Raw genomic sequence first — 21,354 nt, 5'->3', positions numbered from 1 at the left:
CCGCGACACCGGCGCAGGGAGCGGGCAGATCGTGATCAACATCCACAACGAACCGCAGCCGACCGACCTCGGTGACGTACGCGTCGCCAACCGGGCGGTGGTGCTGCGGCACGTACGTCTGCACGCCCCCTGCTCCCGCGCCGACATCGCCGCACGCACCGGCCTGAACAAGGCCACCGTCTCCAGCCTGGTGACCGAGCTGATCGACCAGCGGCTGATCCGGGAGACCGGGCTCACCGAGAACCGGGTCGGCCGACCCGCCACCATGCTGGTGCTCGACGGTGAGCCGTACGCCGCCCTGGGACTGCAGATCGGCGCCGACGAGCTGGTTGCCGTCGCCATCGACCTCGGCGGCAACCGGCTGCTCACCTGGCGACGCGCCTTCGCCGCCAGCACCGTCTCCCCCACCGAGACGCTGCGTGCCCTGGCCGCGCTCACCCGGCGGGCGGTCGGGCGGGTCACCGCCCAGGGCCGCACCGTGCTCGGCCTCACCGTCGGCGTACCCGGGCTGGTCGACCCGTCCGGCGCGGTACCGCTGGCCAGCGCCCTGGGCTGGCGGGACGTCCCGGTCGCCGCGGAACTACGCGCCGCCCTGCGGGAACCGGAGTTCGCCGTCGGGGTCGACAGCGTCGCCAACCTCGCCGCCCTCGCCGAACAGCGCCACGGCGGATACGCGGGCGGCACCGACCTGGTGCACCTGACCGGTGGACTCGCCGTGGGCGCCGGCATCATCGCCGGCGGACGACTGCTGCGCGGCGGGCGCGGCTTCGCCGGCGAGATCGGGCACCTGTCACTGGACCCGTCCGGGCCGCCGTGCCCCTGCGGCAACCACGGCTGCCTGACCGCCCTGGTCGGCCTGCCCGCTGTGGTGCGCCGGCTGCTGCCCGACGTCGAGGCCGACGGCCCGGTCACCGATTACCTGCCGGAACTGACCCGGATCGTGGCGCTCGCCCGACAGGACGACCCGGGCGTGTGCGGTGGCCTGGCCGAGACCGGCCGGCACCTCGGCCGCGGCGTCGCCGTCCTGGCCGACCTGCTCAACCCGGAGACGGTCGTACTCGGTGACCATTTCGCCACCCTGGCACCGTGGCTGCTGCCGGCCGCCCGGTCGGAGTTGGCCGCCCGCGCCCACGCCCCGGGCGCCGGGGGCTGCCGACTGGAAGCCTCCACCCTGGACACGGCCGGCGCGCTCGGCGGCGCCACCGCCGCCCTGGCCACCGTCGAGGCCGGACGGCTGCCCGTGCGCTGATCGGCGGCCAGGTTGGCGGTCCGCGCCCGCTTGGCCGGTCGGAGTCTTGACCCGACCGGCCGTGAGTGCCAACCTCGAAGCGAGCCGCTCCGCACGGGCACCCGGGGCGGCTTGATTTCCACGGTTTGTCGAAGCGCTTCGCCAGCGTCCGGGCCGACGACCGTCACCCCACCATGACCTGCGAGGCCGCTCGGCCATCCACCGTCGAAGCGCTTCGACCTCCGGCACGCCGGGCACTGGAAGGCGATCCACCATGACCGACCGCACCACGTCCCCCATTCGGGACCGGGTCGAGGACCTGCTGGCCCGGCTCACCCTGCCGGAGAAGATCGGGCTGCTGCACCAGTGGCAGGCACCCGTCCCCCGGCTCGGCCTGCCCGGCTTCCGCACCGGCACCGAGGCGTTGCACGGCGTCGCCTGGCTCGGCGCAGCCACCGTCTTCCCCCAGGCCGTCGGCCTGGCCAGCAGCTGGAACCCCGACCTGATACGCGCCGTCGGCGACGCCGTCGGCGACGAGGTACGCGCCAAACACCACGCCGACCCGCAGCGCGTCGGCCTCAACGTGTGGGCCCCGGTGGTCAACCCGCTGCGCGACCCGCGCTGGGGACGCAACGAGGAAGGCTGGTCGGAGGACCCGTGGCTGACCGGCCGGCTCGCCACCGCCTACGCCGAAGGGCTGCGCGGCGGGCATCCCGAGCGGCTGCGCACCGCCCCCACGGTCAAGCACTTCCTCGGCTACAACAACGAGACCGACCGGGCCACCACCTCCAGCGACCTGCCACCCCGGGTGCTGCACGAGTACGAACTGCCAGCCTTCCGGGCACCCCTCGCCGCCGACGCCGCGGTCGCCGCGATGGCCTCCTACAACCTGGTCGACGGGGTGCCGGCCCACCTGAGCCCGCTGATCGACGACGAGCTGCGCCGGTGGGCACCCGGCGAGGTGCTGGTCGTCGGCGACGCGGGCGCGGTGAGCAACATCGCCGGAGTACAGGGCCACCTGCCCGACGACGTCAGCGGATTCGCCGCGGCGCTGCGCGCCGGAATCGACAGCTTCACCGAGGACGACGCCGACAGCGCGCCCACCCGACGTCACCTGACCGAAGCCCTGGACCGTGGCCTGATCACCGAATCGGACGTGGACCGGGCGGTCCGGCGGGTGCTCACCATCCGACTGCGGCTGGGTGACCTCGATGCGCCGGACACCGACCCGTACGCCGCCATCGGCCCCGAGGTGATCGACTGCCCGGCACACCGGAGCCTGGCCCGGGAAGCCGCCCGACAGTCCATCGTGCTGCTGCGCAACCGTGGGTTGCTGCCGCTCGCCCCCGACCTGCGGATCGCGGTGCTCGGTCCGCTCGCCGACGTCGTGCACACCGACTGGTACAGCGGCACCCTGCCGTACTCGGTCAGCATCTGTGCGGGGCTGGCGCAGCGACTGCCGACGATCACCAGCCACCCGGGCACCGACCGGATCACGTTGCGGGTGGGTGACCGCTACGTGGGATGCCCCGACAGCGCCGACGGCGGGCCGCTGCGCGTCGGCGGCGACCCCGCCTGCTTCGACGTGTTCGACTGGGGCCGGGACACGGTGGCGTTCCGCGCCGCCGGCAACGGCCGCCACGTCGGTGTCGACGACGACGGCGCGCTGGTCAACGACCGGCCCGGACCCGGCGGCTGGGTGGTCCGGGAGACCTTCCAGTTCGACCCGCTACCCGACGGCACCGTGCTGCTGCGCCACCTGGCCACCGACCGGTACGTCACCGTCGACCAGGACGACCGGCTGCGGGTCGATGGTGACGGCCGCAAGGCCGGCACCCCCTTCGACATCGACGTGATCACCGACGGTGCGGCGCGGGCCGCCGAACTGGCCGCCGCCGCCGACGTGGCGGTGGTGGCGTTGGGCAACCACCCGATGGTCAACGGACGTGAGACCGAGGACCGAACCGACCTGTCCCTGCCGGCTCGGCAGGAGGCGATGCTGCGTGCCGTGCACGCCGCCAACCCGCGCACCGTGCTGGTGGTGACCAGCAGCTACCCGTACGCCGTCGGATGGGCGCAGCAGCATCTGCCGGCGGTGCTCTGGTCGGCGCACGGCGGGCAGGAACACGGCCACGCCGTCGCCGAGGTGCTCCTCGGCGACGCCGAGCCCGGCGGCCGGCTCACCCAGACCTGGTACGCCGACACCGCGGACCTGCCCGACCTGCTCGACTACGACGTGATCGGCGCGGACTCCACCTACCTGTACTACCGGGGTGAGCCGTTGTACCCGTTCGGGCACGGGCTGTCCTACGCCGACTTCGACTACCGGGACCTGCGGCTGAGCGCCACGTCGGTGAGCGTCGGAGAGGATGTCGAGGTGAGTGTGGACGTCACCAACACCAGCGACCGCCCCGGAGTGGAGGTGGTGCAGCTCTACACCCGACAACGGCGCTCCCGGGTCAAGCAGCCCCTCCGGCAACTGCGCGACTTCACCCGGATCGTCCTCGCTCCCGGTGAACGGCGCACCGTCACGCTGCGGCTGCGCAGCGCCGAGTTGAGCTGGTGGGACGCCGACCGGGGCACCACCGTGGTGGAGGACGCCACCCACACCGTTCTGGTCGGGCGGTCCGCCACCGACGTCCGGTTGGTCGGTGCCGTGGCCGTACGCGGCGAGCCCCACGCCCGACCGAACCGGCCGCGCGCCACGAGCGGCGTCCGGTGAGCGGGCGCGGCCGGGTACCGTCCGGTCAGCCCACCATCTCCGACGTGGCCCGACACGCCGGTGTCGCGGTGAGCACCGTGTCGTACGTGCTCAGCGGCAAACGGGCCATCTCCGAGGTGACCCGCAACCGGGTGCTGGCCAGCGTCCGGCTGCTCGGCTACCACCCGAACGCCGGCGCGCGGGCCCTGGCCAGCCGACGCGCCAACGTGATCGCCCTGGTGCTGCCGCTGCGCTCGGGCATCCAGGTGCCGGTGGTGATGCAGTTCGCCACGGCGGTGGTGACCTCCGCCCGCCGGCACGACCACGACGTGCTGCTGCTGACCTCCGACGAAGGCCCGCAGGGGTTGCACCGCATCGCCGCCGGCGCCCTGGTCGACGGGGTGCTGGTGATGGACGTGGAACTGCACGACGTGCGGGTGCCGCTGCTGCGCGAGCTGGGTCGACCCAGTGTCCTGATCGGCCTGCCCGCCGACACCGACGCCCTGACCTGTGTGGACCTGGACTTCCACCGGGCCGGGCAGGTCTGCGTCGATCATCTGGTGAGCCTCGGTCACCGCCGGATCGCGCTGCTCGGTGCCCCGTCCGCCGTCTACGACCGGGGCACCGGGTTCGCTCACCGCACCCGCGCGGGGGTCGTCGAGGCCGCGGCCCGGCACGGCGTCGAGGCGGTGACGCTGCCCTGTGAGGAGAACGCCGCCGAGGTGCACGCCCGGGTGGTGGAGTTGTTCGCCCGACAGCCGGAGCTGTCCGCCCTGGTCGTCCAGAACGAGGCCGCGGTGGGCCCGGTGCAGGCGGCGCTGGCCGCGCTGGGTCGACGCGTACCCGATGACGTGTCGGTGGTGGCCGTCTGCCCCGACCAGTTCGCCGAGCACGCCAACCCCCGGTTGACCTCGGTGCCGGTACCCGCCGAGGAAATCGGTCGACAGGCCGTGTCGCTGCTCATGCGTAAGGTGCATGGCGAGCCGACACCGCAGGTGACGTTGCTGGAGCCCCGGCTGACCGTCCGGGACAGCACCGCCGCGGCGAGCACCGTCCCGGCGGTGCACGACGGTCGGGCGGCGGCCCGGTGACCGGTCCGGTTCACCGGATCTGGGACGCCGACGCGGCAACCGACTGGCAGGACGCCCTCCTCGCCGGCAACGGCGAGTACGGGATCATGGTGCACGGCGAGCCGTACGCCGAACGCGTCGTGGTCAACCATCACCGGTTCGTGCTGCCCAACGGCACCCACGACGCCCGGGCGCCGCACCTGGCCGCGCTGCTGCCCCGGATCCGGCGACTGGTCCTGGCCGACCGGCGGGTCGAGGCCAGCCGGCTGTTGGCCGGTGACGGCGTGCTGCGCTGGACGCAGTCGTTCCATCCCGGCTTCACCCTCACCATCGACGCCGCCGGTGCACCGGTGGGCGACTACCGCCGGTACACCGACTTCGACACCGGCGAAATCGTGGTGCGGTGGGCCGGCGGTGAGCGCCGTTCGTTCGTCTCGCGTACCGATCGGCTGATCGTCACCCGGTTGGACATGGGCGCCTGTCGGGTCGGCGTGACCGGCGAGCTGCCGGGCCGTCCCACCGAGCTGAGCTACGCGGTGTCGGCGTACCGTCACGACGGGTTGGTCTTCCTGCGGGTGCGGGGCCGCTACCCGACAGCCGGCACCGCGTACGGCTTCGAGGGGTTGACCCTGCTGCGCGGCGCGGTGGAGGTCGACGGCGACGGCGTCCGTGTCGACGGGCCGGCGCTGCTGTTGACGGTGCTGGACCGCCCGCAGGCCCGATGGCGTACCGGATCGCTGGTGCGCCGGCTGGCCGGTCACCGCGACGCCCGCTACGACGATCTGCTCGCCCGGCACACGGCCCGGCACACGCCGGCGTACCGGCGGGTGGAGCTGGACCTGGCGGTGCCGGCGGCGCAGCGGGCGCTGCCCGTCGGTGAGCTGCTGGCCCGGCAGGCCGCCGACCCGGGCACGCTGGACGCGGCGCTGCTGGAGCGGCTGTTCCACGCCGGGCGTTACCTGTTGCTGAGCGCCAGTGGCGTGCTGCCGCCCCGGTTGACCGGGCTGTGGCTCGGTTCGTGGGACGCGGCCTGGGCCGGTGACTTCACCACCGACGCCAACCTGAACCTTCAGTTGGCGTCGGCGAACGTGGCCGCCCTGCCGGAGGTCACCGCGGCACACACCCGGCTGGTACGCGCACAGGTCGAGCACTGGCGACGCAACGCCCACGCGATCTACGGTGCGCGCGGGCTGCTGGCGCCCAGCCGCACCGACGGCGAGCACGGTCACCTGTTCCACCTGCATCCGGACTGGCCGTTCGCGGCGTGGCTGCCCGGCGCGCACTGGCTGCTGTTCCCGCTCTACGAGCGGCACCTGGTGACCGGGGAGCCGCTGGGTGAGGTGGCGGGCTGGCTGGTGGAGGTGGCCGAGTTCTTCGCCGACGTGTTGACCACCACCGCGGGTGACGGGACGTGGGGTTTCGTGCCGTCGTACTCGGCGGAGACCGGGCCGCTGGACGCCGCCGGCCAGGCGGTGCCCGCGGCGGTCAACGCCACCATGGACATCGCCGCGGCACGGCACGCGTTCACCGTGGCCGCCGCGCTCACCGGCGAGCAACGGTGGACGCGGTTGGCGGCGCGGCTGCCGGCGTACCGGGTCGACGCCGACGGGGCGTTGACCGAGTGGGCCTGGCCCGGTTATCGGGCCGACGAGGACCACCGCCACGTCAGCCACCTGTATCCGGTGTGGCCGCTGGGCGAGATCAACCCCGAGGACACCCCGGAGCTTGCGGCTGCCGCGCACCGGGCGCTGCGTCGCCGGGGCGACGAGAACCTGTCCGCGCACGGCAGCCTGCACCGGGCCCTGGCCGCCGCCCGGCTGCACGACGGGCCGCTGGTGGAGGCGAACCTACTCAAGATTGTCGGCAATGACATGTTCTTCCGGTCGCTGATGAGCGCGCACAACCCGGGGCGGGTCACCTACAACGCCGACGCCGCGCACGCCCTGCCGGCGGTGCTGATCGAATCGCTGGTGCAGGGGCGACCCGGTCGGCTGCGGCTGCTGCCGGCGCCACTGCCGGGACTGCCACGCGGCGCGCTGCGCGGGGTGCGCTGCCCGGGGCGAATCATGGTGGAGGAGTTGCGGTGGCGGCCCGGCGCGGTGCGGGCCCGGTTGGTCTCCGCCGTCCCGCAGCGCCTGCGGGTCGCCAGCCCCTACGGCACGGCGATACGCCAGGTGAGCGCCGGCGAGCCGATCGTTGTGTCGTTCCCCCGGTAGCAGCCGCGGCCTCGTCGGTGTCGCTGGACGGCGCACTAGACTGCGCGTTCGATGGACGCCGAGTCGACTTCCGCCGCCGAGATCCGGCCCTGCGCCCACTGCGGACGCGACGTGCCGCAGCGGGCCGGTGCCGGCCGCCCGTTCCGGTACTGCCGGGACAACGACGGCGCCTGCCAACGGGCCTCCCGCAACAGCCGGATGCGCCACCGCAACGCTCCGGGCCTGCCCGGGCAGGTGGCCCGCACCTGGGAGGCCGTGGACCGGCTCGACCAGATCGTGGCGACGTTGACCGAGGCGTTGCACGCCGAACTGTCCCCGGCCGGGGTGCAGCGGCAGCTGTCACAGCTGCGCGCAGATACCGCCGGGGAGATCGCGTCGGCGCAGACCGAACGCGACGAGGCGCTGCGGGCCGCCGAGGACGCCGCGGCACAGGCCGAGCGACAGCGTCGGCTGGCGCAGACGGCGACCGCCGAACGCGACGCCGCCCGCGACGAGGCGACCCGGGCGACCGAGCAGGCGATCGCCGCCGCACGCCGGGCGCAGGACGCGGAGGCCGCCCGGGACGAGGCGCGGCGGGAGGCGGCGGCCGCGCAGGCGTTGCGGGCACAGGCCGAGACCGACCGGGACGCCGCCCGCACCCAGGTGGCGTCGCTGCGGGCCGACCTGGCCGCCGAACACCGCCGCGGCGCGGAGCTGACCGCCGAACGCGACGCCGCCCGCGCGGACGCCGCACGGGCCGCTGGTACCGCCGCGACGGCGCTCGCCGAGGCTGAGCGGCTGCGGGGCGAGTTGGACCAGGCGCGGACCGCAGCCGAACAGTCCCACGCGCAAGCCGAGCAGGCTCGCGCGGAGTATGAGCGCATGCACGCCGACGCGGAGCGGGCGCGGGCGGACACGGTGGCGGCCCGCGCCGACGCCGAGCGGGCGCAGCAGGCTCGGGTGCAGGCTGAGGCCGACCGCGAGCGGGCGCAGGCGCAGGCCCGGCAGGCCGGCGAGCAGCAGGCCGCGGTCACCGCCCGCGCCGACCGGTTGGGCGACGAGTTGGCCGCTGTCCGGGCAACCCTCAGCGCCGCGGAGAGCCAGGTGACCGAGCTGACGGTACGCCTGCGTACCGTCGAGACCGACCGCGACGACGCCCGCGAACGCGTCGCGCAGCTGGCCGCCAAGCTAGCCGACCTGGCCACCGCCCTAACCCACCCCACCCCCTAACACCCACCCCCCTCGCCCCCCGCTCCCCCGCCCCCCCGCCCCCGCCTCGTCGATCATGCAGTTGTGGCACCTCAGAAAACGTCCAATGCGGGGCAAGTCGACTGCCACAACTGCATGATCGGTTGCGCGGGTGGGTGAGGATGGGGGTATGGGTAGGACGTATGAGCGCATTGAGGGGCGGGTGCGGGAATTCATCGAGGCGCAGCCGATGTTCTTCACCGCGACCGCGCCACTGGCCGGCGACGGCACTATCAACCTCTCCCCCAAGGGCCTGCGCGGCTGCCTAGTGGTGCTCGACGAGCAGACGGTGGCCTATCTGGACTTCGCCGGCAGCAACGCGGAGACCATCGCCCACCTGCGGGAGAACGGCCGGATCACCCTGATGTGGTGCGCTTTCACCGGCCCGCCCAACATCGTGCGGGTGCACGGCCGGGGCGAGCCGGTGTTCCGTGACGACCCCCGCTTTCCCGACCTGCTCGCGCGCTTCGCCGACATCGACACCACCCAGCACGGCCTACGGGCGATCATCGTGGTGCGCGCCCGGCTGATCCGCGACACCTGCGGGTACGCGGTGCCGCTGATGGCCTACGACGCCGATCGGGACCTGCACGCCCGCCGTTTCGCCCGGGAGGACGACACGTCGCTGGACGCCTACTTCGCCGGCAAGGACGACATCGTCACCAGCATCGACGGCCTGCCCGGGCTACCGTTGCCGTTGCCGCCGACACCAGCAACGGGCTGACCGGGCCGCGACACAAGCCGGCTGACCGCGCTGCGACACCAACGGGTACCGCCCGGCGCGTCACCCACCGCGTCCCCGCGACACCGTCCGGGCCGGCTACCATTCCCGCTGGCGGCGGCGGTCCGCCGAGACGACCCGGCTGGGCAACCCCGCCGGGCGTACGCCATGGTTGGTTACCCTTGACTGCGCACCCGGGTCTGCGGGCGTCGAGGCGTGGCCGTGGGAATGGCCCGGCGGAGACGGACCGTTACACCGATAGGACCTGCACCACCGAAGAGGGGAAGTCGATCATGGGCGAGCGTATGCTGCGCGGTAGCCGGCTGGGCGCAGTCAGCTACGAATCCGACCGCAACACGGAGCTCGCGCCGCGGCAGACCCGCGAGTACCTGTGCGCCAAGGGACACCAGTTCGAGGTGCCGTTCGCCGTCGACGCCGAAGTCCCGACCACCTGGGAGTGCAAGTTCGACGGCAGCGTGGCCCGGCTCGTCGATGGCAGTGAGCCGGAGCAGAAGAAGGCCAAGCCGCCGCGTACCCACTGGGACATGCTGCTGGAGCGGCGGTCGATCGCCGAACTGGAGGACATCCTCGCCGAGCGGCTGCAGGAGGTCCGCACCCGTCGCGGTCGTGCCTGACCCACCTGACGCGCTACGACAAACGGTGCCCCCGGGAAATCTCCCGGGGGCACCGTTTGTGCGTCCGCTAACGCGGCTCCACGATCTCGCCCTCGATGGCCTGCCCTTCGACCGCTGCGGGGGAGGTGGGCGTCTGTGATGGCGTGGCCTGCGGCGCAGCCTGCGCCGGCTGCTGCGGCCCACCCCGGTACACCCGGACCCGACGGGGCCCGAACAGGTCACCGGCCGTCATCGACGACACCCGACGCTCCGCGGCCCGCTGCACCCCACCACGGACCAACCGTCGCACCGGCGGCACCAGCAACAGCAACCCGACCAGGCCGCTGACCAGCCCGGGGCTCGCCAGCAGCAGCGCCCCGAGCAACCCCACCAGCCCGTCGGTCACCTGCCGACCGGGCGGCCGACCCGACTGTGCCGCCTCCCGGAAACCCCGCCACGCCCGCACGCCCTCCCGGCGCAGCAGCACCAGGCCCAGCAGCGAGACCGCGAACACCAGCAGCATCGCCGCACCGAACCCGAGCGCCCGGCCGACCAGAACGAAAACGGCGATCTCCACGGCCACGGACACCAGCAGAGCCAACGGTACGAACCTCAGTGTTCGGCGCATATCACCCCATCCGCCTCACGGCGCCTCGTCGTCTGCGTCTCGGCCCCGCCCGGCGGCGCAGCCGTCCCGTCCGTCCAGCATGACACGCCGCCGCTCAAGGCCACCGTGCCTGCCCGGCCGTGGCCGCGCGCAACCCCCGCCGCACCGCCGTACGCCGGTCGCGTACCGCCCACCCGGTGATGCGCCACAACGCCTCGACGACGATCAGCGGACTCATCTTGCTGGCGCCACGTTCCCGTTCGGCGAACGTGATCGGCACCTCCACGATCCGCGCTCCCGCCCGATGGGCCAGCCGGGACAGCTCCACCTGGAACGAGTATCCCTGCGAGCACACCGAATCCAGGTCCAGCGCGTCCAGCACACCGGCCCGGTAGACCCGGTAGCCGCCGGTGGCGTCCGCGACCGGCATACCCAGCGCCAGTCGCGCATACAGGTTGCCGCACCGCGACAGCAGCAGCCGCCGCAGTGGCCAGTTGACCACCCGGGCACCCCGGGTCCACCGCGATCCGATCACCACGTCGGCGTCCCGGGCCGCCGCCAGCAACGCCGGCAGATCCTCCGGGGCGTGTGAACCGTCGGCGTCCATCTCCACCACCGCGTCGAAGTCACGCCCCCGCGCCCACGCGAACCCCGCCAGGTACGCCGCGCCGAGTCCCTGCTTGCCTTCCCGGTGCAGCACATGCACCCGCTGATCGCTGCGGGCGATGCCCTCGGCGATCACACCCGTGCCGTCGGGACTGTTGTCGTCGGCGACGAGAATCTCCACCTGCGGCGCGGCCTGCCGAACCCGCCGCACGATCGCGGTGACATTGTCGGCCTCGTTGTAGGTGGGGATGACCACCAGCACCCGACCCACGCCGGGCACCCCGGTCATCACCGGACGGATGTCGGTTCCGCGCATCACCGCTGCCCCCTTCACCCCGGATGGGCGGCCACCTGTGCGGATCGGCCGTCCCGCCGGCGTCGCAGCACCGCCGCGCCGGCCAGCGCGGCCACCGCCAGCCCGGCCAGCACGACCTCCGGCAGCACCCCGACCCGGGTGGCCAGCGTGCGTCCCTCGGTCAGCCGTAGCTGCCGTACCACGACCGCACGGGTATTGAACCCGGTGGCGTCGCTTACCCGCCCGTCCGGGGAAACGAACCCGGACACCCCGACCGTGGAGGCCATCAACGCGGCACGCCCATGCTCGACGGCCCGCAGCCGCACCATGGCCAGCTGCTGACGTGCCTCCGCCTCGTCGAAGGTGGCGTTGTTGGTCTGCACCACCAGCAGCTGCGCCCCACCGACGACGGTGTCGCGGACCAACCCGTCGTAGGCGACCTCGAAGCAGATCACGTCCCCGAGCACCACCGGGCCGCTGTCCACCACCCCCGGCTCGGTGCCGGCCACGAAGTCGGCGCGGACCCGATCGACCTGGTCACTGACCATGCGGGCGATCCGGCGCAACGGCACGTACTCGGCGAACGGCACCGGATGACGCTTGATGTACAGCTGCTCCAGGTCCGGTCCGCTACCCGGACGCCACAGCAGTCCCGCGTTACGCACCTGCCCCTGCTCCGGCCCGGACAACACGGCACCGACCAGGATCGGCACCCCCACCGCGTCCGCGGCGGCCGAGATCCGGGCCCCGGCCGAGGCGTTGCGCAGCGGGTCGATGTCACTGGAGTTCTCCGGCCACACCACCAGATCCGGTCGGGGCCGGATCCCGGCGCTGACCTCGCCGGCCAGGCCGATGGTGGCCTCGACGTGATTGTCGAGCACGGCCTGCCGCTGCGCGTTGAAGTCCAACCCGAGCCGCGGCACATTGCCCTGCACGATCGCCACCGTCACGCTCGCCGCGTCGCGGGTCGTGGCCACCGGCACCACCAGCCCACCGGCGAACAGCAGCAACACCGCCGCGGCGCACCCGGACGCGGGCACCCACCACCGCGCACCACCGGTGGCTCGACGGGCCCCTACCGTCCACCAGGCCCCGGCCACCAGCAACCCACCGGCCAATCCCACCGCGAACGTCACCAGCGGCGCACCGCCCACCGCGGCCAACCGCAGCAGCGGCGAATCGTCCTGACCGAACGCCAGCCGCCCCCACGGGAACCCACCGAACGGCGTCCGGTCGCGCAGCGCCTCCTGCCCCACCCACAGCACACCGGTCAACGCCGGCCAGACCGCCGGGAACCGGTCGGCCAGCGGCGACACCCACGCCGAGGCCAGCCCCAGCACCGCCAGGTAGCCGGCCTGCAACAACGACAGCAGCACCCACGGCAGGTAGCCGGTGTGCAGGTTCGTCCAGGCCAGCAACGGCGCGAACAGGGTCAGACCGGTCAGGAAGCCCAGACCGGCGCCGGCACGCAGCCGCCGCCGGTGGGTCGCGGCGGCCAGCAGGGCCACCCCGACCGGCGCCAACGGCCACCACCCGTACGGCGGGAAAGCCAGCAGCAACGCCAGCCCGGCGGCCACCGCCATGGCGACAGCCGCCGGCAGGCGCACCGGGCCCGCCGCCACCGGCACGGGCGGCGGGCCGGCCCCGGCGGCACGGTCCACGGTCGTCACGGGCGGGTCGGACGCGATCACGCGCCGAAGGCTACCCGGCCACCGTGATCGTCAGCGGCGGCGGGCCAGCAGCACGGCGTCGTGGTGCACGACGTCACGCCCGTCCGCACCGGCCACCGTCCGGGGACGGGTCGCCGTGGTCAGCACCTCGAAGCGCGTCGGGTCCAGCTCCGCGGCGACCTGCTCGGCGGTGTACATCATCTCCGGGAAGTGCATGCGGTGACCCGCGGTACGCAGATCCGTCGGGTGGTGTCCGACGATCAACAGCCGGCCATCGGGAGCGACCGCCTCAGCCAGCCGACCGAAGACCTCCCACCGCTGCGGCGGCGGCAGCTGCATGAACTGCGCCGACACCAGGTCGTAGGCGCCCGGCGTCGGCGACCACCGCGACAGGTCGGCGTGGATCCACTCGATGCGGGCGGCCACCTCGGCGCCGACCGCCTGCGCGTGGTCGGCGGCCCGGGCCAACGCGACGGTGGAGATGTCCACCGCGTGGACCTGCCAGCCGCGCTCGGCCAGCCACACCGCGTCGGCGCCCTCACCGCTGCCCACGTCCAACGCCCGGCCGGGAGCCCACTCACTCACCTCGGTGACCAACTGCGGGTTGGGTCGGCCGCTCCACACCGCCGGCTTGGACCGGTAGCGCTCCTCCCACGCCGCCTCGGTGAACATGGCCTCCCGTTGCCGCCGATGCTCGGCCACCGCGTCGCGGGTGTCCTCCTCCACCAGATCCATGTTGATCATCCCGGCGGCGGTCATGCCCGCTGCCGCCGCGCGGATCACCTGGGCGGACACCTCGGCCACGTTGCCGGCCACCCACACCCCCGGCACGGCGGTCGCGCCGGTGGCGTCGGCCGGAATCTGCCGCCCGACGACCTGACCGGCGTGCTCCACATCCACCGGCTCCAATCCGAGCGACTCCAGCAGCGCCGAACGGGCCGTCATCCGCACCGGCACCACCACCGCGTCGAGTTCCACCAGTTCCCCGGAGGCCAACCGCACCCCGACCAGCCGGTCCTCGACGCTCTCCACGGCCACGACCGGCTCGGACAGCACCGCCACACCCCGCGCCGCCAACTGCTCGGCCTCCTGCGGCCCCGGCGGCGGGCCCCCGTTGAGCAGCACCCGCACCTGCGGGCTCCACTGCCGCCACAGCTTCGCCGCGTGCACGGCCAACGGCCCGGCGGCCAGCACCCCGATCCGCCGGTCCCGGACCTCCCAGCCGTGGCAGTACGGGCAGTGCAGCACGTCGCGCCCCCACCGCTCGGTCAACCCGGGCACCTCGGGCAACTCGTCGACCAGCCCCGTGGTGACCAGCAACCGGCGGGCGGACACCACCCGCTCCCCGTCGATCGTGACCACGAAACCCTGGTCGTCGCGGGTGACCGCGTCGACCCGCCCGGAAACGAACCGCCCGCCGTACGCGGTCACCTCCGCGCGACCCACCGCCAGCAACTCCCCCGGCGGCATGCCCTCCCGCCCGAGATAGTTGTGCACCCCGGCGGCCGGAGCGTTACGCGGCTCCCCCGCGTCCACCACCAGCACCCTGCGTCGGGCCCGCGCCAACGCCAACGCCCCGGCCAACCCGGCGGCCCCACCGCCGACCACCACCACGTCGAATCTGTCGCCCATGTCCGTCCCCTCGTCGGTGATGCTTCCCACCGTGCAACCACCATCGCCAGGCTGACAAGTAATCTTGCTGTTATGGCAAATGAGGAGGCGGCGGTGCTGGCAGCGGTCGGACCCCGACTGCGCACACTACGCAAACAACGCGGCACCACCCTGAACGAACTCGCCGACACCACCGGCATCTCGGTGAGCACCCTGTCCCGGCTCGAATCCGGACAGCGCCGCCCCACCCTGGAACTCCTGCTGCCCCTGGCCCGCGCCCACCAGGTGCCCCTGGACGAACTGGTCGGCGCGCCCGCCGTCGGCGACCCCCGGGTACGCCCCCGACCCATCGTCCGGCACGGCATGACATTCCTGCCGCTGACCCGGCGCCCCGGTGGCCTGCAGGCGTTCAAACAGATCCTGCCCCCACACACCCCCGCCGACCCGCAACCGAAGTCCCACGAGGGCTACGAGTGGCTGTACGTGCTCTCCGGCCAGCTGCGGCTGCGCCTCGGCGAACACGACCTGCTTCTCGCCCCCGGCGAGGTCGCCGAGTTCGACACCCGGGTGCCGCACTGCGTCACCAACCCCGGCCCCACACCCACCGAAGTGCTCAACCTGTTCGGCCCGCAGGGCGAACGCCTCCACGTACGAGCCCGCCCCACCAGCGGCGCCTGACACCACCGGCCCCACGAAGTCGGGGCGCGGCATACGCCGCGCCCCGATGCTCCCAGGCCCCTCCCGGCCGGTGCGGCGGAATAGGACACGCCGACCTTCGGACCGACCGGACGATGACTGGCTGTCCTCGCCTGGCCGTTGTCTACTGGCCGTGCACCCCACCCTGCCCGTACACCGGTAATCGCGGCCGGTTCGCGCCGCCCCGCCGACCCCCGCCCGCTGGACCTGGCCGCCGCGACTGAACGTGCACCGTGTCGCTCGGCCAGCGGACGAAGGGACGAAGCGAACAACAGCCGCTTCCCGTGGTAGGACTCAAAGACGGTACGTGGCGCACCCCCGTGCTTGTCAACCCACCCCCGACGAGTCGTCGCCCCGCCCCGGCGTGTCGGGCCGCCGACGCTCCGACGACGCGCCCCAGCCGACCACACACACCAGCAACCATCCACCCTGCTCAACCCAGCAACGGCCGCAGCAACCCCCGCGCCGCCACCCGATGCTCCTCGGCCAGCAACCCGGCCGCAGCCAGCACATAGTCCGTGTCCACCACCGGCCGCGCCGCCCTCGGCAACGCCCACCCACCGGCATGGTCGGTCAACACCGCATCCAACACCCCGGCCGCGTCGTTGTCCGGGGCGTACCGCAGCACCCCACCGGAACCGACCAGCAGCCGCACGTCCCGCAGATCCCGACCCGCCCGCTCACCGGTGCCCACCCCACGCGCATGCCGACGCAACGCCACCGTCGCCGCCAACGCCGCGAACCGCGCATCAACAGCCCGCCCGGCGGCATCGACCGGCAGAAACCCAGGATCGGCGGCCCGCACCGCCGCGTCCGCCGCCAACCCGTCACCGTCCCCCACCGCGACGAGACGTTCCTCGACAGCCGCCCGCACCACCCCGGGTGCGCTCCACCGCACACCCAGGTCCCCCTCCACCGTGCGAGCCCGCCACAGCTCACCGGCCACCTCCCGGCCCGGCCCACTGGCCCGCTCGTCCGGAGTGAGCACCGAGTACACGTCCGTGGTGGCACCACCCACATCGACCACCACCAGGTCACCACCGGCGACCTCGGCGAGCACCTCCACCCCCGACAGCACCGCGTCCGGTGTCGCCGCCCGCACCAGCCGGGCGAACCGGCCCCCCCGCGACAACCCCTTGCCACCGATGACGTGCCGCAGGAACACCTGCCGGATCGCCGCCCGCGCCGACCCCGGCGCCAGCACCCCGATACGCGGCAACACGTTGTCAGCCACCGTCACCGGCACACCCGCCCCCGCCAACAGCCCGTGCAGGTCGTCACGCACGTCCACGTTGCCCGCCAACACCACCGGCACCCGCCAGCGGGCCCGCGCCAACCGCGTCGCGTTGTGCGTCAGGGTCTCCGCGTCCCCGCCGTCGGTGCCACCCACCAGCAACACCACGTCCGGGCGGGCCGCCCGCAACGCCGTCAACTCCGCCCGCCCCAGCCGTCCCGCCGCCACATGCACCACGTCCGCCCCCGCCGACAGGCCCACCCGCCGCCCCGCCTGCGCCGTCACCAACGGCTCGTAGCCGATCACCGCCAGCCGCAACCCACCCCCCGCCGACGAACACACGAACCACGGCACCGCAGTCGACCCGAGCCCGGCACAGGCCACCCCCACCGCCGCGTCCAGCCCGTACAACACATCCGAACCCACCGTGGTCGGCGCCGCCGCCGCCGACACCAACCCACCACCGTCGAGGTCGACCACCGCGACCTTCGTGTACGTCGAACCGACGTCGGCGCAGACCGCGACGTTCACGCCGCAGCGGGCACGACCACCGTGCCCGTCGCCGTCACCGCCACCAACGGCTCCGCCAACACCTCCGCCGCCGACCCGCCCCGATCCGGCCGACCCCGGCACACCACCCGCGCCTCAAAGTCGATGGTGCGGCTGCGGGAACCCACCCGGGTCACCGTCGCCACCACCTCCAGCACGTCACCAGCCTTCATCGGCGCCCTGAACTGCACATCCGAATACGACGCGAACAACCCCTCGTCCCCGTCGGTACGGATACACACCTCGGTGGCCACATCCCCGAACAGCCCCAACGCGTACGCCCCGTCGACGAGATTGCCCGCGTAGTGCGCGTGCGCGTACGGCACATACCGCCGATGCGTCACCGTCACACCCAACCGCCGCTCAGTCATGCCACCTTCGCCTCCCTGCCCGTGATCAACGCGTGCACCAGGTAGGACGCCACCTCACCCGGAGTCGTCCCCCGCCCGAAGATCCGATCCACCCCCAGCTCGGCGGCCTGCGACTCGTCGAACCGCGGCCCACCCACGATCAACAACGGCCGTCGCCCCGCCGGCATCGCCTCCCGGAACGCCGCCGACATCTCCCGCGTGTTGTGCAGATGCGCGTCCCGCTGCGTCACCACCTGCGACACCAACACCGCATCAGCCCGCGCCACCCGCGCCGCCTCCACCAACTCCGGCACACTCACCTGCGCACCCAGATTCGTCACCGACAACTCCCGGTAATACTCCAGGCCCTTCTCCCCCGCGATGCCCTTCACATTGAGAATCGCGTCGATGCCCACCGTGTGCGCGTCCGTACCGATACACGCCCCCACCACCGACAACTTCCGCCGCAACCGCCGCTTGACGACCGCGTTGACCTCCTTGGCACTGAGCAACGGAAAATCCCGCTCCACCACCCGCACCGCCGACAGGTCCACCAGATGGTTCACCCGCCCGTACACCACGAAAAAGGTGAACCCGTCACCGACCGGCTTCGCGTGCACCAACAACGCCGGATCGACACCCATCTTGTTCGCCAACTGCACCGCCGCACCCTCGGCCCGCTTGTCATGCGGCACCGGCAACGTGAACGACACCTGCACCATGCCGTCACCAGTGGTGTCCCCGTACGGCCGCACGACACTGCCGCCGCTCACGGCCGAACCCCCTCGGACCGCGACTGCGGGACCCCCTCGCTGCGCTCGCGCACTCCACGCTCCCCCGGCTGCTCCAGAATCTCCGACGCCGGGTTGTAGTAATCCGCCTCGTGCCGCGCCACCCCGTCGAGACCCTTACCCCGATCAGCCGGCCGCTTCATGATCCCGAACGTGCCCTCGGCGATCGCCGTCAACAACGACTCATCCCCGATCCGCTCCAGCAGATCCACCGCCTCACCCAACACCCGGTTCGCCCGCTGCTGAATGAACCCACCCGACGCCGGACGGAAATCCTCAGCCAACCCACCAGCCGCACCCAACACGTACCGCACGTTCTGCAAAGCGATGTCCCGATCCGACAACCACGGCGTCACCACCGCCTCCGTCATCATCCCCACCAGCAGAATCCCCTGCCCGGTCAGCGCACCCACCAGATTGAAGAAACCATCCAGCAGATTCCCCCGGAACACGTCCCCGGTCATGTGCTTCGTCGGCGGCATCCACTTCAACGGCGCATCCGGAAACAACTCCCGCGCCAACAACGCGTGCGCCAACTCCAACCGCAACGACTCCGGCACATCCGGGTTGATCTCAAAAGCGTGCCCCAGACCCAACTGCCAGTCCGCCAACCCCGCCTCATGCGCGAAATACTCGTTGAGCAACTGCGACACCGTCACCGTGTGCGCCTCATCCACCGCGTCCGCAGTGGTCAGATAGTTGTCCTCACCAGTGTTGATGATGATCCCCGCCCGCGCGTGCACCTGCCGCGAGAACCTCTGATCCACAAACGTCCGCACCGGATTGATGTCCCGGAACAAAATCCCGTACATCGAATCGTTGAGCATCATGTCCAGACGCTCCAGACCCGCCAACGTCGCCATCTCCGGCATGCACAACCCCGACGCGTAGTTCGTCAGCCGCACATACCGACCCAACTCCTTCGACGACACATCCAACGCCGCCCGCATCAACCGGAAGTTCTCCTGCGTCGCGTACGTACCAGCGAACCCCTCCCGCGTCGCACCCTCCGGCACGTAATCCAACAACGACTGACCCGTCGACCGAATCACCGCGATCACATCCGCCCCAGCCCGCGCCGCCGCCTGCGCCTGCGGAATGTCCTCGTAAATATCCCCCGTCGCCACGATCAAATAGATCCACGGCCGCCGCGGCGGATCCCCGAACCGCTTGACCAGCCGGTCCCGCTCCGCCCGCCGCCGATCCATCCGCCGGATCCCCGCAGCCACCGCCTTACGGGCCGCCCGCCGCGCCGCCGTCCCCGCCCGCCCCGACGGCACCACGAACCGCACCGAACCCGCCGCCGCCTTCTGCGCCAGCAACGTCACGTCCGTGATCTGCTCCCGCGCCAGCGCGTCGAACACCGGCACCGCCACCCCGTGCCCCAACCCCACGTCCGCGACCACCGCGTCGACCAGCCGGTTCACCCACGGGATACCGTCCGGATCCGCCCCGGTCACCCCGGCCAGCCGCAGCACCGCCCGCTCCACCGACACCGTCGTGTGGCTACGCGCCAACTCCACCACCGGACGCCCGGCCCGCCGCGCCAACTCCCGCGCCCGCGCCACCAGCACCGGATCCAGGTCAAGCTTCCCAGTCACGCCGACCCTTCCTCATAGATCACCTCGCCGCGCAACACCGTGCGCCGACACACCGGCAACGGCGTCGGATCATCCGCACCCCGCGCCTCCGGATCCTCGGCCTGCAACACCGGCAACCCCCGCTCCACCCCAGCCGGCGTCGACCACACCGCGAACGTCGCCGGCGCACCCAACGCGAGAACCCCCTCGCGATCCAGATGCACCGCCCGCCACCCACCCCGCGTGTGCGCCGCGAACGCCGCCCGCACACTCATCCGCTGCACCGGATTGTGATGCGCCACCGCCGCCCGCACCGAACCCCACGGATCCAACGGCGTCACCGGCGAATCCGAACCAAACGCCAACGCCACCCCGACCCCGTGCATCGCACCCATCGGATTCGACGCCAACGACCGCGCCAACCCCAACCGCGTCTCGTACATCCGGCCCGCGCCACCCCACAACCGGTCGAACGCCGGCTGCATCGACGCCACCACCCCGAACTCCACGAACCCGGCGATCAACCGCCGATCCACGATCTCCGCGTGCTCCACCCGATGCCGCGCCGCCCGCAACCGATCCGTGCCCACCCGCCGCGCCGCCGCCGCGAAACCCTCCAACACCGTCGACACCGCCGCGTCACCGATCGCATGGAACCCACCCTGCAACCCATGCGCCGCACAATCCAACAAATGATCACGAACCTGATCCGCGGTCAGATAACCGTGACCACACCCCTCACCATCGACGTACGGCTGCGACAGATGCGCCGTCCGCGAACCCAACGCACCATCAGCGAACAGATCACCACCAGCACCGACCGCACCAAGCTCCCGAGCCCGAGCCGCCCCACCCAACTCACCCCAGTACCCGTACACCTCCGGCACCCCCGCACCAGAGATCGCCAACAGACCGGTGAAGTCCTCCTCATCGGAAATCTCCGGCCCACCACACTCGTGCACCGCCGCGATCCCCACCGACGCCGCGTACCCCAACGCCACCCGCTGCGCCGCCACCCGCTGCGCCCGCGTCACCGACGCCCGCGCCACCGCCCGCACCACATGATGAGCGTCCCGACGCAACCAACCCGACTCGTCGTACCCCGGCGCCCCTGCCGCCTCCGGACACGCCACCAGCAACGCCGACGACACCAACGCCGAATGGATCGACGCCTGCGACAGATACACCCGCCGACCACCGGCCGCCCGCCCCAACTGCCCAGCCGACGGCGGCTGCGCCACCGACCACGTCGACTCGTCCCACCCGTGCCCCAGCACCACCGCGTCCGCCGGCAGACCCGCCGCGTACGCCGACACCGCGTCCAACAACTCGCCAGCCGACCGCACCCCGGACAGATCCAGCCCGGACAACACCAAACCCGTGTCGCTGACATGCACATGCGCGTCCACGAAAGCCGGCGTCACCAACGCGCCGTCCAGATCCACCACCCGGTCCGCAGACGGGGCGTCGGCATCCGAACCCAACCAGGCGATCCGCCCGTCACGCACCAGCAACGCCGTCGCGGACGGATCCGCCGGGCAGTGCAACACACCAGCGCGATACAACGTCGAGGGGTTGTTCGTCATAG

Annotated in this window: 16 protein-coding genes and 1 pseudogene; 8 read left to right on the top strand and 9 right to left on the bottom strand. The window is 72.5% G+C overall.

Features of this window, described 5'->3' with window-relative positions:
- The first annotated feature begins 31 nt into the window (after window positions 1-31).
- The 7 genes from Vlu01_RS07300 to Vlu01_RS07270 all read left to right on the top strand — a co-directional run bounded on the left by Vlu01_RS07300 (window position 32) and on the right by Vlu01_RS07270 (window position 9,798).
- A complete protein-coding gene (locus Vlu01_RS07300) occupies window positions 32-1,249 on the top strand; it encodes an ROK family transcriptional regulator (protein WP_239095759.1) in 1,218 nt (405 codons plus the stop codon).
- A 253-nt stretch (window positions 1,250-1,502) separates the two neighbouring features.
- Window positions 1,503-3,950, top strand: coding sequence for a beta-glucosidase family protein (locus tag Vlu01_RS07295; RefSeq protein WP_203995730.1), 2,448 nt, complete (start codon window positions 1,503-1,505; stop codon window positions 3,948-3,950).
- Complete coding sequence (locus tag Vlu01_RS07290; RefSeq protein ID WP_203995728.1) at window positions 3,947-5,020, top strand: LacI family DNA-binding transcriptional regulator; 1,074 nt, start codon at window positions 3,947-3,949, stop codon at window positions 5,018-5,020. Before Vlu01_RS07295 ends, Vlu01_RS07290 begins: the two co-directional genes overlap by 4 nt.
- Complete coding sequence (locus Vlu01_RS07285; protein WP_203995726.1) at window positions 5,017-7,215, top strand: glycosyl hydrolase family 95 catalytic domain-containing protein; 2,199 nt, start codon at window positions 5,017-5,019, stop codon at window positions 7,213-7,215. Before Vlu01_RS07290 ends, Vlu01_RS07285 begins: the two co-directional genes overlap by 4 nt.
- Window positions 7,216-7,266: 51 nt before the next feature.
- On the top strand, window positions 7,267-8,424 hold the full coding sequence (locus Vlu01_RS07280; protein ID WP_203995723.1) for a coiled-coil domain-containing protein: 1,158 nt from the start codon (window positions 7,267-7,269) through the stop codon (window positions 8,422-8,424).
- A 148-nt stretch (window positions 8,425-8,572) separates the two neighbouring features.
- Entirely contained in the window at window positions 8,573-9,166 is a 594-nt protein-coding gene (locus Vlu01_RS07275) for a pyridoxamine 5'-phosphate oxidase family protein (protein ID WP_203995721.1), read from the top strand.
- Between the two features lie 290 nt (window positions 9,167-9,456).
- Entirely contained in the window at window positions 9,457-9,798 is a 342-nt protein-coding gene (locus tag Vlu01_RS07270; RefSeq protein ID WP_046564157.1) for an RNA polymerase-binding protein RbpA, read from the top strand.
- Window positions 9,799-9,865: 67 nt separating this feature from the next.
- On the opposite strand, the gene Vlu01_RS07265 is transcribed toward Vlu01_RS07270, so the two are convergent.
- From Vlu01_RS07265 to Vlu01_RS07250, 4 genes are all read right to left on the bottom strand, one after another.
- The gene (locus tag Vlu01_RS07265) at window positions 9,866-10,405 is read right to left on the bottom strand and encodes an FxsA family protein (RefSeq protein WP_203995719.1); all 540 of its coding nucleotides are present in this window, start codon (window positions 10,403-10,405) and stop codon (window positions 9,866-9,868) included.
- A gap of 94 nt (window positions 10,406-10,499) precedes the next feature.
- Complete coding sequence (locus tag Vlu01_RS07260; RefSeq protein WP_203995717.1) at window positions 10,500-11,306, bottom strand: polyprenol monophosphomannose synthase; 807 nt, start codon at window positions 11,304-11,306, stop codon at window positions 10,500-10,502.
- Window positions 11,307-11,320: 14 nt separating this feature from the next.
- Window positions 11,321-12,946, bottom strand: coding sequence for an apolipoprotein N-acyltransferase (gene lnt / locus Vlu01_RS07255; RefSeq protein WP_239095771.1), 1,626 nt, complete (start codon window positions 12,944-12,946; stop codon window positions 11,321-11,323).
- Between the two features lie 60 nt (window positions 12,947-13,006).
- Entirely contained in the window at window positions 13,007-14,587 is a 1,581-nt protein-coding gene (locus Vlu01_RS07250) for a bifunctional NAD(P)/FAD-dependent oxidoreductase/class I SAM-dependent methyltransferase (RefSeq protein ID WP_203995715.1), read from the bottom strand.
- 72 nt (window positions 14,588-14,659) lie between these two features.
- Here Vlu01_RS07250 and Vlu01_RS07245 point away from each other — a divergent pair, with 72 nt between their 5' ends.
- On the top strand, window positions 14,660-15,244 hold the full coding sequence (locus tag Vlu01_RS07245) for a helix-turn-helix domain-containing protein (protein ID WP_203995713.1): 585 nt from the start codon (window positions 14,660-14,662) through the stop codon (window positions 15,242-15,244).
- Between the two features lie 451 nt (window positions 15,245-15,695).
- On the opposite strand, the gene Vlu01_RS07240 is transcribed toward Vlu01_RS07245, so the two are convergent.
- The 5 genes and pseudogenes from Vlu01_RS07240 to Vlu01_RS07220 form a co-directional block, all read right to left on the bottom strand.
- A complete protein-coding gene (locus Vlu01_RS07240; protein ID WP_203995706.1) occupies window positions 15,696-17,027 on the bottom strand; it encodes a glutamate mutase L in 1,332 nt (443 codons plus the stop codon).
- The gene (gene kal / locus Vlu01_RS07235) at window positions 17,024-17,416 is read right to left on the bottom strand and encodes a 3-aminobutyryl-CoA ammonia lyase (protein WP_203995705.1); all 393 of its coding nucleotides are present in this window, start codon (window positions 17,414-17,416) and stop codon (window positions 17,024-17,026) included. The genes Vlu01_RS07240 and kal overlap by 4 nt, the downstream gene beginning before the upstream one ends.
- Entirely contained in the window at window positions 17,413-18,168 is a 756-nt protein-coding gene (kamE, locus tag Vlu01_RS07230; protein ID WP_203995704.1) for a lysine 5,6-aminomutase subunit beta, read from the bottom strand. The genes kal and kamE overlap by 4 nt, the downstream gene beginning before the upstream one ends.
- 62 nt (window positions 18,169-18,230) lie before the next feature.
- Window positions 18,231-19,787 (bottom strand): annotated as a pseudogene (kamD, locus tag Vlu01_RS07225) (lysine 5,6-aminomutase subunit alpha); the annotation flags it as partial.
- Window positions 19,784-21,352 carry an amidohydrolase gene (locus Vlu01_RS07220; RefSeq protein ID WP_203995700.1) on the bottom strand — a complete coding sequence of 523 codons (1,569 nt, stop codon included), beginning with the start codon at window positions 21,350-21,352 and terminating at the stop codon, window positions 19,784-19,786. The gene Vlu01_RS07220 and the pseudogene kamD, both read right to left, overlap by 4 nt.
- Window positions 21,353-21,354 lie beyond the last annotated feature (2 nt).

This window comes from Micromonospora lutea (assembly GCF_016863535.1).
In the GTDB taxonomy this organism is placed as follows: domain Bacteria; phylum Actinomycetota; class Actinomycetes; order Mycobacteriales; family Micromonosporaceae; genus Micromonospora; species Micromonospora lutea.
The sequence above is the reverse complement of the archived record's forward strand: the minus strand, read 5'-3'. Positions and strand labels throughout refer to the sequence as shown.

Bases quoted from the DNA above. Each gene is read 5' to 3' on its own strand.
- Vlu01_RS07295 (WP_203995730.1), top strand. From the start codon at position 1,503: ATGACCGACCGCACCACGTCCCCCATTCGGGACCGGGTCGAGGACCTG.
- Vlu01_RS07280 (WP_203995723.1), top strand. From the start codon at position 7,267: ATGGACGCCGAGTCGACTTCCGCCGCCGAGATCCGGCCCTGCGCCCAC.
- Vlu01_RS07275 (WP_203995721.1), top strand. From the start codon at position 8,573: ATGGGTAGGACGTATGAGCGCATTGAGGGGCGGGTGCGGGAATTCATC.
- Vlu01_RS07270 (WP_046564157.1), top strand. From the start codon at position 9,457: ATGGGCGAGCGTATGCTGCGCGGTAGCCGGCTGGGCGCAGTCAGCTAC.
- Vlu01_RS07265 (WP_203995719.1), bottom strand. From the start codon at position 10,405: ATGCGCCGAACACTGAGGTTCGTACCGTTGGCTCTGCTGGTGTCCGTG.
- Vlu01_RS07260 (WP_203995717.1), bottom strand. From the start codon at position 11,306: ATGCGCGGAACCGACATCCGTCCGGTGATGACCGGGGTGCCCGGCGTG.
- Vlu01_RS07250 (WP_203995715.1), bottom strand. From the start codon at position 14,587: ATGGGCGACAGATTCGACGTGGTGGTGGTCGGCGGTGGGGCCGCCGGG.
- Vlu01_RS07245 (WP_203995713.1), top strand. From the start codon at position 14,660: ATGGCAAATGAGGAGGCGGCGGTGCTGGCAGCGGTCGGACCCCGACTG.
- kal (WP_203995705.1), bottom strand. From the start codon at position 17,416: ATGACTGAGCGGCGGTTGGGTGTGACGGTGACGCATCGGCGGTATGTG.
- Vlu01_RS07220 (WP_203995700.1), bottom strand. From the start codon at position 21,352: ATGACGAACAACCCCTCGACGTTGTATCGCGCTGGTGTGTTGCACTGC.